This window comes from Shewanella sp. Isolate7, from assembly GCF_022398425.1.
In the GTDB taxonomy this organism is placed as follows: Bacteria; Pseudomonadota; Gammaproteobacteria; order Enterobacterales; family Shewanellaceae; genus Shewanella.
In genome coordinates this window covers 47181-60528 of record NZ_JAKEVJ010000033.1, presented here as the reverse complement: position 1 = coordinate 60528, position 13348 = coordinate 47181, and the positions used below count along the sequence as shown (strand labels likewise).

The window sequence follows — 13348 nt, the reverse complement described above, 5'->3', positions numbered from 1 at the left end:
ATAGCAGCGACAGTTCAAGGCATTCAACTGAGGGCATGCCGAGGCCTGCTGAAGTTGAATAACGCCGAAATGGTGTTGCTATCAAAGCCCCGCAGGGCGAGGCTTACTGCGGTATTTGCTGCGTTACAGTTCTTGCGAAGGACTAGGGCCATTCGCTGCAAACTGTGCCTTGCATCTATCCACTTTAAGCACACGCAGAGCAAGCACGGGACTTATTCGCACCTTCCTTAGATAAGTAGTTATTCTACAATTAAAAATACTAATACAGTTATCGAGCGTTTTAACAAGCTAGAATGATCAATTGTTTATTACGATTGGTATTAGGCAGCATGTTTATCGGCAAAGGCTTTCATGAAGCTAACCAGCGACTCGACGCCTGCCAAAGGCATGGCGTTATAGATGCTGGCGCGCATGCCGCCGACACTGCGATGGCCCTTCAATGCGACCAGGCCAGCGGCCTTGGCCTCGGCTAAAAACGCCTCGTTAAGGGACTCATCTTTTAGGTAGAAGGTCACGTTCATATTCGAGCGGTTTGCGCTCGCCACGCGGTTCTCATAGAAGTCACAGCTGTCGATAAAGCCATATAGGGTCTCGGCCTTACGCTCATTAATCTTGGCGACTTCAGCCACGCCACCTTGCGCCTTAAGCCACTTAAACACTTCGGCGGCCAGATACCAGGCGAAGGTTGGCGGCGTGTTGAACATGGAGTCGTGTTTTACTGCCAGACGATAATCCATGATGGACGCCTGAGTCAGCTGCGGATATTGCATTAAATCATCGCGAACGATAACTATGCTCAGACCCGATGGGCCTATGTTTTTCTGGGCGCCGGCATAGATCAGGCCGTAACGGCTGACATCTATCTCACGAGACATGATGTTAGAAGACATATCGGCAACAATTGGCCAAGGAGAATCTATCTCATCAAAAATTTCGATACCATCTACCGTCTCATTTGGGCAGTAGTGCAGATAACGATAATCTTGCTTGATTTCGCTCAGTTCTGGTAACACAACCCGGCTAATACCATCGGTTTTGTCTACCATATTCAGGGTATCGATCTGCGCATCACCGGCCAGTTTCTTGGCTTCTTCAACTGCCGATGAAGACCAGCTACCATCGACCAGATAGAGCGCCTTTCCATTATTGCCAAGTAAATTATTCACAACAGCGGCAAATTGGCCGCGACCACCGCCATGCATAAAGAGTACATGGTAGTTGCTGGGAATATTCATCAGCTCTCTGATGTCGGCATCGGCCTGCTGAGTCAGCGCGATAAACTCTTTACTACGATGGCTGATCTCCATCACGGAGACTCCCTGCCCGTTCCAATCCAATAACTCCTCTTGTGCCTTTTGCATTACGGGCTGAGGTAACATGGCCGGCCCTGCACAGAAATTATATGTCGCGCTCACTGCTTTCTCCTTTGCTCTTCTTTCAACTGTGTTGCGTCAGAATGTATGCCACTGGCTTATTGTTAATTGCGGTTTTGACTTGCTCAAACAAAACGAGCGTCCATAAGGACGCCCGTTTATTGAGTTAAACGCTATTCGTTTGGCTCAGCGTTTGGTTCAGCCTCTGGCGCGTCGCCATCGGCTAGGTTGTCATCAAGGTTATCCGTGATGATAGGATTGCCCTCTTCGTCGAGTTCCTGATCATCCTGGATCTCGTCGATACGTTGCAGTCCCACTACCGTCTCGTCACTTGCCGTACGGATAATGGTCACACCTTGAGTGTTACGACCAATTGTCGATACGCCAGATGCAGGTGTACGTACCAGGGTGCCCTTATCGCTGATCAACATGATCTCGTCGTTTTCAAGCACTTGTACCGCACCTACGACGGCGCCGTTACGCTCGCTGACCTTGATTGAGACTACACCCTTGGTCGCGCGGCTCTTCGCTGGGTATTCATCCAGATCCGTGCGCTTACCATAACCGTTCTCGGTGACGGTTAGGATGGCGCCATCATTCTTAGGCACGATGAGCGAGACCACGCTCTGACCATCTTCGAGCTTGATACCGCGAACACCTGTCGCAGTGCGTCCCATGCCACGAACCTGATCTTCGCTAAAGCGAACGACCTTACCTTCGTTAGAGAACAGCATTACCTCGTTGTCACCGTTAGTGATATCGACGCCGATCAGCTGATCGCCATCTTTAAGGTTCACGGCGATGATACCGTTGGCTCTTGGACGAGAGTATTGATCCAGTGAGGTTTTCTTCACTGTGCCGTGAGAGGTCGCCATGATCACATACTTGTCGGCATCGTATTCACGTACCGGCAAGATAGCGGTAATGCGCTCGCCTTCGGCTAATGGCAACAGATTGATAATTGGACGACCACGGGCCTGACGGCTTGCCAGCGGTAGCTGGTACACCTTGAGCCAGTACATCTTACCGAAATCGGAGAAGCACAGAATGGTGTCGTGGGTGTTGGCAACCAGCAGCTTCTCGACGAAATCTTCATCTTTCACCTTAGTTGCCGCCTTACCCTTACCACCACGACGCTGCGCCTGATAGTCGCTCAATGGTTGATACTTGGCGTAACCCAAGTGAGACAGGGTGACCACGACATCTTCTTCGTTGATCAGATCTTCGAGGCTGATATCCACAGCAGATGCGTTAAGCTCTGTGCGACGCTCGTCACCGAAGTTTTCCAGCACTTCCTGGAGTTCTTCTTTGATCACTTCCATCAGACGTTCTGGACTGCGCAGGATGTAAAGCAGAGCTGCGATCAGTTCCAGCAGCTCTTCATATTCACTTAAGATCTTCTCATGTTCCAGACCGGTCAGCTTGTGCAGACGCAGATCCAGAATCGCCTGAGCCTGTTGCTCGGTCAGGAAGTAGAGGCCATCGCGAATACCAAACTCGGGCGCCAGCCACTCTGGACGCGCAGCATCATCACCGGCCTTCTCCAGCATGCCTTGTACATTGCCAAGGGCCCAACCTTGCGCAACCAGCTTAGTTTTCGCTTCGGCTGGCGTTGGTGATGCCTTAATCAGCTCGATGATAGGATCGATATTGGCCAGCGCTATCGCCAATGCTTCGAGGATATGCGCACGTTCGCGCGCCTTACGCAGTTCGAATACGGTACGGCGAGTCACCACTTCACGACGGTGAAGGATGAAGCACTCGAGCATCTCTTTAAGGTTAAACAACTTAGGCTGACCATTGGTCAAGGCCACCATGTTGATACCGAAAGAGGTCTGTAGCTGTGTCTGAGCGTATAGGTTGTTGAGGATCACCTCACCCACTTCGCCACGCTTCACCTCGATAACGATACGCATACCGTCTTTATCAGACTCGTCACGCAGGCCACTGATGCCTTCGATCTTCTTATCTTTTACCAGTTCGGCGATCTTCTCGATCAGGCGCGCCTTGTTTACCTGATAAGGGATCTCGGTAACGATAATGCGTTCACGACCGTTGTCTTCAGTCTCAACGGTAGCACGGGCGCGCATGACCGCCTTACCACGACCCGTCTTATAGGCATCTTCGATACCCTTACGGCCGTTGACGATCGCCGCCGTTGGGAAGTCCGGACCTGGAATATGTTCCATCAACTGCTCGATAGAGAGACTTGGCTCATCGATCAGCGCAAGACAGCCGGAGATCACTTCTGACAGGTTATGAGGTGGAATGTTGGTCGCCATACCCACGGCGATACCCGACGAACCGTTGACCAGCAAAGCAGGAATACGGGTCGGCAGCACTGCCGGGATCTGTTCGGTACCGTCGTAGTTAGGGACGTAATCGACGGTTTCTTTCTCTAGGTCGGCCAGCAGTTGGTGCGCCAGCTTGTCCATACGAATTTCGGTATAACGCATGGCCGCCGCGGCGTCACCATCGACTGAACCAAAGTTACCCTGACCATCGACCAAGGTGTAGCGCATAGAAAACGGCTGCGCCATACGAACGATAGTATCGTAAACGGCCGAGTCACCGTGCGGGTGATATTTACCGATCACATCACCGACGACACGCGCCGACTTTTTATAAGGTTTGTTCCAATCGTTCTTCAACTCGTTCATCGCGAATAATACGCGGCGATGAACCGGCTTTAGACCGTCACGCACATCGGGTAACGCACGGCCAACGATCACGCTCATGGCGTAATCCAAATATGAATTCTTTAATTCGTCTTCAATATTAATTGGTGTTATAGATGAAGCCAGATCAGTCATAAACTGCTCGATCCCTTGAAATTTAGCCAACAAAATACTGCTTAAAAACCAGGCAATATTTTATCAAGCCTGAAAACGTGATTTGGCATTCTAACACAGATATTTAAAGGCGCTAGACCCTATTGAAATTTCACCTCAAATATCTGTTTACGGCGTAAAACCTAAGTCGGTTTTAGGCTGAATGAACGCTTTAACAGCAATCTGATGACTAAGCAGACATTTTCGCTGGCTTCTCCTTTGTTTATCTAAGGCGATGGGTATAATAGCAACATCATTTATCCCCTTGTGAGGACTGTCCGTGTCTAACCTTTCTGCGACTAACAATGCCAATGTCGATCCGCAAGAAATTGCCAAGTTTGAGAAGATGGCTGCCACTTGGTGGGATCCCGAAGGGGAATTTAAACCTATTCATAAGCTCAATCCCCTGAGACTCAACTATATCGATCAAGCCGTCGGTGGCCTGTTTGGCAAGCGTGTGCTGGATGTCGGCTGCGGCGGCGGTATTCTCTCAGAGAGCATGGCGCGTCTGGGAGCTAAGGTAGATGGATTGGATATGGGCGCCGAGCCTCTCGATGTCGCTAAACTTCACGCCTTAGAGATGGGCGTTGAGATTAACTACATCCAGGACACGGCAGAGCACCACAGAGATAGCCATAAGGGTCAGTATGATGTAGTCACCTGCATGGAGATGCTCGAACACGTGCCCGACCCAGCCTCTGTGATCATGGCCTGTAGCGACATGGTCAAGCCTGGCGGCTATGTGTTCTTTTCGACCATCAACCGCAACCTGAGGGCCTATGTTGAGACAGTGCTTGGCGCCGAGTATCTACTTAAGATGTTGCCTGTGGGCACCCACGATCATAAGAAGTACATCAAGCCGTCCGAACTCATTGGTATGGCCGATGCAGTGGAGCTAGAGTGCGTCGACGCCACTGGCATCACCTATAACCCGCTGACCGATATCTTCCGTTACACCAAGTCATTAGACGTCAACTATATGATCGCCACGGTTAAGCAGGATGACTAAAGGGTTGGCGACAGATTCGATGTCTATCGATGCAATGCCTATCGATACAGTGGCTATAGATACAGTGCAGATAAAAGGCGTGCTGTTCGACCTCGATGGCACCTTAGTCGACACGGCGCCAGATCTCGTGCTGGCGCTAAACCTTGCGCTAAACGACTTCGGACTGCCCAGCCAACTGCTGGAAGATATTCGCTTTGCAGCGTCTCATGGCAGCCTGGCCTTGGTCGAAGCCGCTCAGCCCCATCTTAATGATGAAGAGAAAGCGGCCATCCAGCAGGCGCTACTTACTCATTATCACAGGGTCAATGGTCAGGCGGCCAAGCTGTTTGATGGCATGCAGCCCCTGCTGCAACACCTTAGTGACCAGCGCATCCCCTATGGGGTCGTCACCAATAAGGCGGCGCGTTTTGCCAGGCCCCTGCTACACAGGCTTGAATTAGCCAATAAAATGCCAGCCATCATCAGCGGCGATTCCACCACCCAGAGTAAACCCCATCCCGCACCGATGCGGCTGGCCGCATCGCAACTGGGTTTGCGCTGTGCGCATATTCTCTATCTTGGCGATGCCAAACGGGACCTCGAGGCGGCCCGCAATAGTGACATGCTCGGCGGCATCGCGCATTGGGGTTATATTGGAAACAATGACCACGCACACCTATGGCCGCACGACTTTGGCTTCGAGGCGCCATCTAAGGTACTTGAGCTGCTAAAACAGGGATAAGTGTCTGTTAAGGGATATGAATCACATGCTCTCGTGTGCGGGCGTGTGACGCATAAGTAAAAAGTTGTCATAACTGGGAGCGCGATCCTTTTTTAGCACAAAAAGATCCATAGGATCTGGCCAATATTTTAGCTTTCGTGATAGGCGTGATCGGTAGTCTAAAACTTGACCCGACTTTGCTATCGTAATTGAAAACAAGGGTTAAAGGTAAGCCATTACTAACCCTTTGGTTTACCCCCAAGATATCCACAACTTGTCCCCTAAAAACCCGCTTGCAATATCCCACCAACCTCACTATCTTGTATCCTACAAAAGAAAAAACACCATATCTTGTGTATGGGCGGCGGTCGAAGCCACTAGAACTGCAGTAATGCTCAGGTACTTTTTTAACATCTTCGATTGTTTTTACATGGAAACGTAGGGTGGAGCTTTTCACCCCTAGCGATATTTAATTCAAGGCTTATCTTCAATGAACAGCAATATGCAAGTCACGAAGCGCAGTGGCGAACGTGAAACTATCGATCTCGATAAGATCCACCGAGTGATCACTTGGGCGGCCAAAGGACTGAATAATGTCTCAGTATCGGAAGTCGAGTTACGTTCACACCTTCAGTTTTATGATGGAATTCCAACTGAAGCGATCCACGAAACCATTATTAAGGCCGCAGCCGACCTTATCTCGCCAGAATCACCAGACTATCAGTTCCTCTCTGCACGTCTGGCCATTTTCCACCTGCGCAAGAAAGCCTTCGGTCAGTTTGAGCCGCCTTCGCTATACGAGCATGTGGTGAAGCTGGTTGAGCTAGGCAAATATGACACGCATATTCTTAACGACTATAGCCGCGAGGAGTTAGACACACTCGACAGCTATATCGACCACTGGCGCGACATGAACTTCTCTTATGCCGCGGTTAAGCAGCTGGAAGGTAAGTACCTGGTTCAAAACCGTGTCACCCACGAAGTGTACGAGAGCGCGCAGTTCCTCTATATTCTGGTGGCGGCCTGTCTGTTTGCCAACTACCCGAAAGAGACGCGTCTTCAGTACGTTAAAGATTTCTATGATGCGACCTCGACCTTTAAGATCTCGCTACCGACACCTATCATGTCAGGCGTGCGTACGCCGACACGTCAGTTCAGCTCTTGCGTACTGATCGAGTGTGGCGACAGCCTGGACTCTATCAATGCGACCGCCTCTTCTATCGTGAAATATGTGTCGCAACGTGCTGGCATCGGGGTCAACGCTGGCCGTATCCGCGCGCTGGGCAGCCCAATCCGCGGCGGTGAGGCGTTCCACACAGGCTGCCTGCCTTTCTATAAGTATTTCCAGACGGCGGTTAAGTCTTGTTCGCAAGGCGGCGTTCGCGGCGGCGCGGCAACCCTGTTCTACCCGATGTGGCACCTTGAGGTTGAGTCTCTGCTGGTGCTGAAGAACAACCGCGGCGTAGAAGATAACCGTATTCGTCACCTGGACTACGGCGTGCAACTCAACAAGCTGATGTACCAGCGTCTTATTCAGGGCGGCATGATCACCCTGTTTAGCCCATCAGATGTACCAGGTCTATATGATGCCTTCTTCGAAGATCAGGCCGAGTTCGAGCGTCTGTATGTGAAATATGAGCAAGATGAGAGCATCCGTAAGAAGCAGATCAAGGCGGTAGAACTCTTCTCCTTGATGATGCAAGAGCGTGCCTCAACGGGTCGTATCTATATCCAGAACGTGGATCACTGTAATACTCACAGTCCGTTCGATGCTAAGGTTGCGCCGGTGCGTCAATCTAACCTGTGTCTTGAAATCGCATTGCCGACCAAGCCGCTAAACAACATCGACGATCCCGATGGTGAAATAGCCCTGTGTACCCTATCTGCATTGAACCTGGGTGCCATCAAGAAGTTGGACGAGCTCGAAAGCCTGGCAGATCTTGCCGTGCGTGCACTCGATAGCCTACTTGATTATCAAGACTACCCGATCGTTTCGGCGCACAAAGGCTCAATCAATCGTCGTACGCTCGGTATTGGTGTGATCAACTTTGCCAACTATCTGGCCAAAGAAGGTGTACGCTACTCAGACGGCAGCGCCAACGGCATCACGCACAAGACCTTCGAAGCGATCCAGTTCTATCTGCTGAAGGCCTCGATGAAGCTGGCAAAAGAGCAAGGCGCCTGCCCTGCCTTCCACGAGACCAACTACGCCAAGGGTATTCTGCCTATCGATACCTACAAGCGCGATCTCGATAAGATTTGTGACGAGCCACTGCACCTGGATTGGGAAACGCTACGTGAGGAGATCAAGACCCACGGCCTGCGTAACTCGACCCTGTCGGCCCTGATGCCATCTGAGACCTCATCGCAGATCTCAAACGCGACTAACGGTATCGAGCCTCCACGCGGTCTTATCAGCGTTAAAGCCAGCAAGGACGGTCAGCTCAAGCAAGTGGTACCGGACTTCGAGAAGTACCAGTACAGCTACGAGCTACTTTGGAACATGCCAGGCAACGAAGGTTACCTGCAGCTGGTAGGCTTGATGCAGAAGTTTGTTGACCAATCTATCTCGGCCAACACCAACTATGACCCAAGCCGCTTCCCAGGCGCCAAGGTGCCTATGCGGGTGCTGCTGAAAGACCTACTAACGGCATACAAATATGGTGTGAAGACACTTTACTATCACAACACACGTGACGGTGCGTCAGATAAATATGACGATATCACCTCCATTGAGAAAGAAGACGATAGCTGTGCAGGCGGCGCCTGTAAGATCTAACTCTACGTGTTTTAACCTTTTATCAGGGGGCCTAGCCCCCTTTATCGGAAGATAGAAAAATGGCCTATTCAACATTTTGTCAAACACCTAATAATGCCCTGCTGGAACCCATGTTTCTCGGTCAATCGGTTAACGTTGCCCGTTACGATCTGCAAAAATATGAAGTGTTCGAAAAGCTGATCGAGAAGCAACTCTCTTTCTTCTGGCGTCCTGAAGAAGTGGATGTCAGCAAAGATAAGATTGATTACGCGGCGCTGCCGGATCATGAGAAGCATATCTTTATCTCTAACCTCAAGTACCAGACCCTACTGGATTCTATTCAGGGACGCTCGCCAAACGTCGCCTTCCTGCCATTAGTGTCGCTGCCAGAGCTTGAGACCTGGATCGAGACCTGGTCTTTCTCCGAGACGATTCACTCTCGCTCATACACCCACATCATTCGTAACATCGTGAACGATCCTTCGGTAGTATTCGACGACATCGTCCAGAACGAAGAGATCCTCAAGCGTGCCAGCGATATTGCCGATTACTACGATAACCTGATTGAACTCAGCCAGATCTATCATCTGATGGGCGAAGGCACTCACGAGATCAACGGCAAGACCCTAGTGGTCACCACCCGTGAGATCAAGAAAGCCCTCTACCTGTGCATGATGTCGGTTAACGTACTTGAGGCGATCCGCTTCTACGTCAGCTTCGCCTGCTCATTCGCCTTCGCCGAGCGTAAGGTGATGGAAGGTAACGCCAAGATCATCCGCCTCATCGCCCGTGATGAAGCCCTTCACCTTAACAGCACTCAGCATATCCTTAAGCTGATGCAAGGCGGCAAGGACGATCCTGAGATGGCCGAGATCGCCAAAGAGTGCGAACAGCAGGCGATCGATATCTTCGTTAAGGCTGCCGAGCAAGAGAAAGAGTGGGCCAAGTACCTGTTTAAGGATGGCTCTATGATCGGCCTGAACGAGCAGATCCTCTGCCAGTACGTTGAGTACATCACCAACGAGCGTATGAAGTCTGTCAACCTGGCAAGCCCATATGCCGATCAGAGCAACCCTCTGCCGTGGATGAAGAACTGGTTGGAGAGTGATTCGGTACAGGTCGCGCCACAGGAAGTTGAGGTCTCCTCTTACCTAGTGGGTCAGATCGACGCCTCTGTCGACGAAAGTGAGTTTGCCGACTTTGATCTATAAGAAAGAGGCCTTTAACAAGGCGATCTTTAAGAAGGCTCCTATCGTGAGCCTTCAAGGGCAACCTGTCCTACTTTATACCAGCAACCACCAGAGCCTGTTGGCGGCGCTCGAGCAGAAGAAAGTCCGTATCTTCTCTGAGTGTCGCAACGGCTTTTGTGGTGCCTGTAAGACCAAGGTCAATCGCGGCAGTGTCGTCTACCATACCGAGCCGCTGGTAGAGCTGGAAGAGGATGAGTGCCTGCCCTGCTGCTGTCATCCCGATGGCGATCTGGATCTGGCGCTCTCGGCCCAGGGGGCAGAGGTCGTTACCGCACAAGTCTCTATCGAGTTAGCCTGCACCGCCGACTGACTCGCAGATACTCACTCAGCGCCCCTCTCTGCGCTCAAGTTAGCTTCCTACTTCGCGCCCAACTTAGCTCCCTACTTAGCTCCCCGCTAAGGCATAGCCTTATACAGAGCCTAAGCCAAAGCCTAATACAAAACCTTGTACAGAAATTTAGGCAAAGCCTTAAACAAAAACTTAGCCAAAGCCCACCTAGACAAACCATCAGAAAAGCATCAGATAAACCGAGAATAATGCTTTGGCAGTCTTCAGCTGTCTTACTTCACTGTCTGTTAGATCGCTTTTTTCGCTAGCTTATCGTGCAGCCGATTAACCTCCATCAGAGCGGCGCTGCCATACCAGGGATGCAGCTCCATCACCAGGCGACCGGCCTTAATGGCGGGGTCGGATTCGGTTAGTGCCTTAGCCTCCTCGACGCTAGTGACGTTGAAGATATAGATCCCCCTAAGCGAACCCTCTTCCAGGAAAGGGCCTGCAAGCACCAGTTTGCCTGCCTCGGCCAATCGAGTGATATTATCCAAGTGCGCCCGCTGCAGCCGCTCTGCCTCTTCTTCGGTTTGGTCGCGATTAGGGCCGCTCATGAGCATGGCCATCACGTAACGCTTCATGCCATATTCATCCTTGGCGGCCAACTCGGCGTCATAGGTCTCGGCCCTTAAGGGCCCGGCAAGCATCAGGGCCGTTACCAAGCACAACAGGCTGAGCAGTAATCCATGTGTTCTCGTCATACTGTTAGTTTTGATTTTAGATTGGGTATTGTTCCTGGTCACGATGTTGGCTTTCTTTGTTTTCATTGTTTTCATTATTTCATCCCCATATCTAAGGGTTATCTTAGCTGTTTTTACTGAGCACTCGCCGTACTCTCACCCTACTGTCACCGCATTCTTACTCAGCTCACATAAAGCATTCACTTAAGGTATGCCAAGGGTATAAAAAAAGCTAACCCATAAGGTTAGCTTTTACTTAATAAAACGTCGAAGTAGCAACGAACGTGCTGAATTCAGCTCCGCTCTTTGTACTCGATACTAGTTTAAGCCGGCCAGTTTAGATGCTTGCGGCCAGTTCGGCGCCTTGGCGAATCGCCCGTTTCGCGTCAAGTTCTGCCGCGACGTCCACTCCACCAATCAGATGCACCGGCAGTCCGCTGTTTTTCATCTCATCGACCAGACTGCGGTTGGACTCTTGCCCCGCGCACAAGACCACATTATCGACCTCGAGTACCTTGGCCTCTTCACCCACCTTGATATGCAGGCCTTGTTCGTCAAACTTCTCGTAGCTGACGCCGTTTAGCATCTCGACATCGTGATGTTTAGCCACGGCACGGTGGATCCAACCAGTAGTCTTGCCAAGTCCCTTACCCATCTTGCTGGTTTTACGTTGCAGCAAATAGATCTTACGGCTCGGATGTTCAGACTCAGGTGTAGTCAAACCGCCTCGCTCGCCATAGGACTTATCGATACCCCACTGCTTCAGCCAGGTATCGGGTTTAAGCGTGGTCGACTCCTGCTCTCCAAGATAGTGGGCCATATCGAAGCCTATGCCGCCGGCGCCGATAAGCGCTACCCGCTCGCCTACCTCAACCTCGCCATTGAGAACCTGTTGATAGTTCACCACCTTGGGACTCTTAAAGCCAGGTAAATCGAGCGCTCTTGGCACGACACCCGCGGCAATAACCACTTCGTCGAAGGGCTCGTCTCTAACCACTGAGGCGTCCAGTCGGGTGTTGAGCCTGAGTTCGACTTTGTGCAACTTCATCTGCTCGGTGAAGTAACGTATGGTCTCATCAAACTCTTCTTTGCCCGGGATCTTACGGGCCAGGTTAAATTGACCACCTACCTCGCCTTTGGCCTCAAACAGTACGACCTGATGGCCGCGGCTGGCGGCATAGATGGAAAATGCCATGCCGGCAGGTCCTGCGCCCATGACGGCTATGCGCTTCTTGTTGTTAGCTGGCGTGAAGTTAAGCTCAGTCTCATAACAGGCCCTGGGGTTAACCAGGCAGGTCGCGCGCTTCAGCGCAAAGGTATGATCCAAACAGGCCTGATTACAACCGATACAGGTGTTGATAAGCTTGCTCTCTCCAGCCGCCGCCTTATTGACGAACTCGGCATCGGCCAGGAATGGACGGGCCATTGAGACCATGTCGGCCTGACCCGATGCAATGATCTGCTCACCTATTTCAGGAGTATTGATGCGGTTGGTGGCGATAAGCGGCACACTCACCTCTTGCTTGAGGCGCTCGGTGACCCAAGCGAAGGCGCCGCGAGGCACGCTGGTGGCAATAGTCGGCACCCTGGCCTCATGCCAGCCTATTCCTGTGTTGATGATGGTCACGCCGGCGCTTTCCAACCATTTAGCCAGCTGCACCACCTCTTCCCAGGAAGAACCGTTATCCACCAGATCCAGCATAGAGAGACGAAACACGATAATAAAATCGCTACCGACCTTCTCGCGGATCCCCTTGACGATCTCCACCGGGAACCTGGCTCTTTGGCTAAATTCGCCACCCCATTCATCGCTGCGTTTATTGGTTCTGGCACAGATAAACTGATTAATGAGGTAGCCTTCAGATCCCATCACTTCGACGCCATCATAGCCCGCCTTCTTAGCCAGCGCCGCCGTGGTGGCGTAATCTTTAATGGTGCTTCTTACCTGACGTCCTGACATGGCCGACGGGGTAAAAGGCGTAATAGGCGACTTTATCTTGCTCGGCGCCTGTGAAAAAGGATGATAACCGTAACGTCCGGCATGCAGGATCTGCATACAGATCTTACCGCCTGCCTGGTGCACCGCCTGAGTGACGATTTTATGCTTGGCCACCTGCCAGGGAAAGCTAAGCTGACAGGCATTAGGCGCCAATCGGCCTCTGAGGTTCGGCGAGATCCCACCGGTGACAATTAAACCAACACCACCGGCAGCACGTTCTTGATAGAATTTTGCCAGTTTCTCAAAACCGCCCTTTTCTTCTTCGAGACCTGTGTGCATGGAGCCCATGAGCACACGATTCTTCAGTTGTGTGAAGCCAAGATCTAAGGGTTCTAATAAATGCGGAAACGACATTTAAACATCCTTTTTAAACAAGTGATTTAAATCAGCATACCCGCTGTTTCCATTTTGCTCAAT

At 51.3% G+C, this 13348-nt stretch carries 9 protein-coding genes; 5 read left to right on the top strand and 4 right to left on the bottom strand.

Annotation, left to right across the window (positions count from 1 at the left end):
* Positions 1 to 320: 320 nt before the first annotated feature.
* Both serC and gyrA read right to left on the bottom strand, forming a co-directional pair.
* Entirely contained in the window at positions 321 to 1415 is a 1095-nt protein-coding gene (serC, locus tag L1D47_RS10360) for a 3-phosphoserine/phosphohydroxythreonine transaminase (RefSeq protein ID WP_239884617.1), read from the bottom strand.
* Between the two features lie 131 nt (positions 1416 to 1546).
* Entirely contained in the window at positions 1547 to 4186 is a 2640-nt protein-coding gene (gene gyrA, locus L1D47_RS10355; protein WP_239884626.1) for a DNA gyrase subunit A, read from the bottom strand.
* Positions 4187 to 4484: 298 nt separating this feature from the next.
* Between gyrA and ubiG the strand changes: the two genes are divergently transcribed.
* The 5 genes from ubiG to yfaE all read left to right on the top strand — a co-directional run bounded on the left by ubiG (position 4485) and on the right by yfaE (position 10231).
* On the top strand, positions 4485 to 5213 hold the full coding sequence (gene ubiG, locus L1D47_RS10350; protein ID WP_345778763.1) for a bifunctional 2-polyprenyl-6-hydroxyphenol methylase/3-demethylubiquinol 3-O-methyltransferase UbiG: 729 nt from the start codon (positions 4485 to 4487) through the stop codon (positions 5211 to 5213).
* Positions 5206 to 5934: an HAD-IA family hydrolase gene (locus L1D47_RS10345; protein WP_345778762.1), complete on the top strand. Its 729-nt coding sequence runs from the start codon at positions 5206 to 5208 to the stop codon at positions 5932 to 5934. Before ubiG ends, L1D47_RS10345 begins: the two co-directional genes overlap by 8 nt.
* 469 nt (positions 5935 to 6403) lie before the next feature.
* Positions 6404 to 8692: a class 1a ribonucleoside-diphosphate reductase subunit alpha gene (gene nrdA, locus L1D47_RS10340; RefSeq protein WP_239884615.1), complete on the top strand. Its 2289-nt coding sequence runs from the start codon at positions 6404 to 6406 to the stop codon at positions 8690 to 8692.
* Positions 8693 to 8751: 59 nt separating this feature from the next.
* Positions 8752 to 9882 (top strand): class Ia ribonucleoside-diphosphate reductase subunit beta, encoded by a 1131-nt coding sequence (gene nrdB, locus L1D47_RS10335; RefSeq protein ID WP_041511282.1) that lies wholly within the window; start codon positions 8752 to 8754, stop codon positions 9880 to 9882.
* A complete protein-coding gene (gene yfaE, locus L1D47_RS10330; RefSeq protein ID WP_041511415.1) occupies positions 9875 to 10231 on the top strand; it encodes a class I ribonucleotide reductase maintenance protein YfaE in 357 nt (118 codons plus the stop codon). Before nrdB ends, yfaE begins: the two co-directional genes overlap by 8 nt.
* A 266-nt stretch (positions 10232 to 10497) precedes the next feature.
* Here the strand turns inward: yfaE and L1D47_RS10325 are convergent, their stop codons facing one another.
* Together L1D47_RS10325 and L1D47_RS10320 are read right to left on the bottom strand one after the other, a co-directional pair.
* The gene (locus tag L1D47_RS10325; RefSeq protein ID WP_239884613.1) at positions 10498 to 10953 is read right to left on the bottom strand and encodes a YciI family protein; all 456 of its coding nucleotides are present in this window, start codon (positions 10951 to 10953) and stop codon (positions 10498 to 10500) included.
* 316 nt (positions 10954 to 11269) lie between these two features.
* Positions 11270 to 13285 carry an NADPH-dependent 2,4-dienoyl-CoA reductase gene (locus tag L1D47_RS10320; protein WP_239884611.1) on the bottom strand — a complete coding sequence of 672 codons (2016 nt, stop codon included), beginning with the start codon at positions 13283 to 13285 and terminating at the stop codon, positions 11270 to 11272.
* Between the last annotated feature and the right edge of the window lie 63 nt (positions 13286 to 13348).

Bases quoted from the DNA above. Each gene is read 5' to 3' on its own strand.
- nrdA (WP_239884615.1), top strand. From the start codon at position 6,404: ATGAACAGCAATATGCAAGTCACGAAGCGCAGTGGCGAACGTGAAACT.
- gyrA (WP_239884626.1), bottom strand. From the start codon at position 4,186: ATGACTGATCTGGCTTCATCTATAACACCAATTAATATTGAAGACGAA.
- L1D47_RS10320 (WP_239884611.1), bottom strand. From the start codon at position 13,285: ATGTCGTTTCCGCATTTATTAGAACCCTTAGATCTTGGCTTCACACAA.
- L1D47_RS10345 (WP_345778762.1), top strand. From the start codon at position 5,206: ATGACTAAAGGGTTGGCGACAGATTCGATGTCTATCGATGCAATGCCT.
- L1D47_RS10325 (WP_239884613.1), bottom strand. From the start codon at position 10,953: ATGACGAGAACACATGGATTACTGCTCAGCCTGTTGTGCTTGGTAACG.
- nrdB (WP_041511282.1), top strand. From the start codon at position 8,752: ATGGCCTATTCAACATTTTGTCAAACACCTAATAATGCCCTGCTGGAA.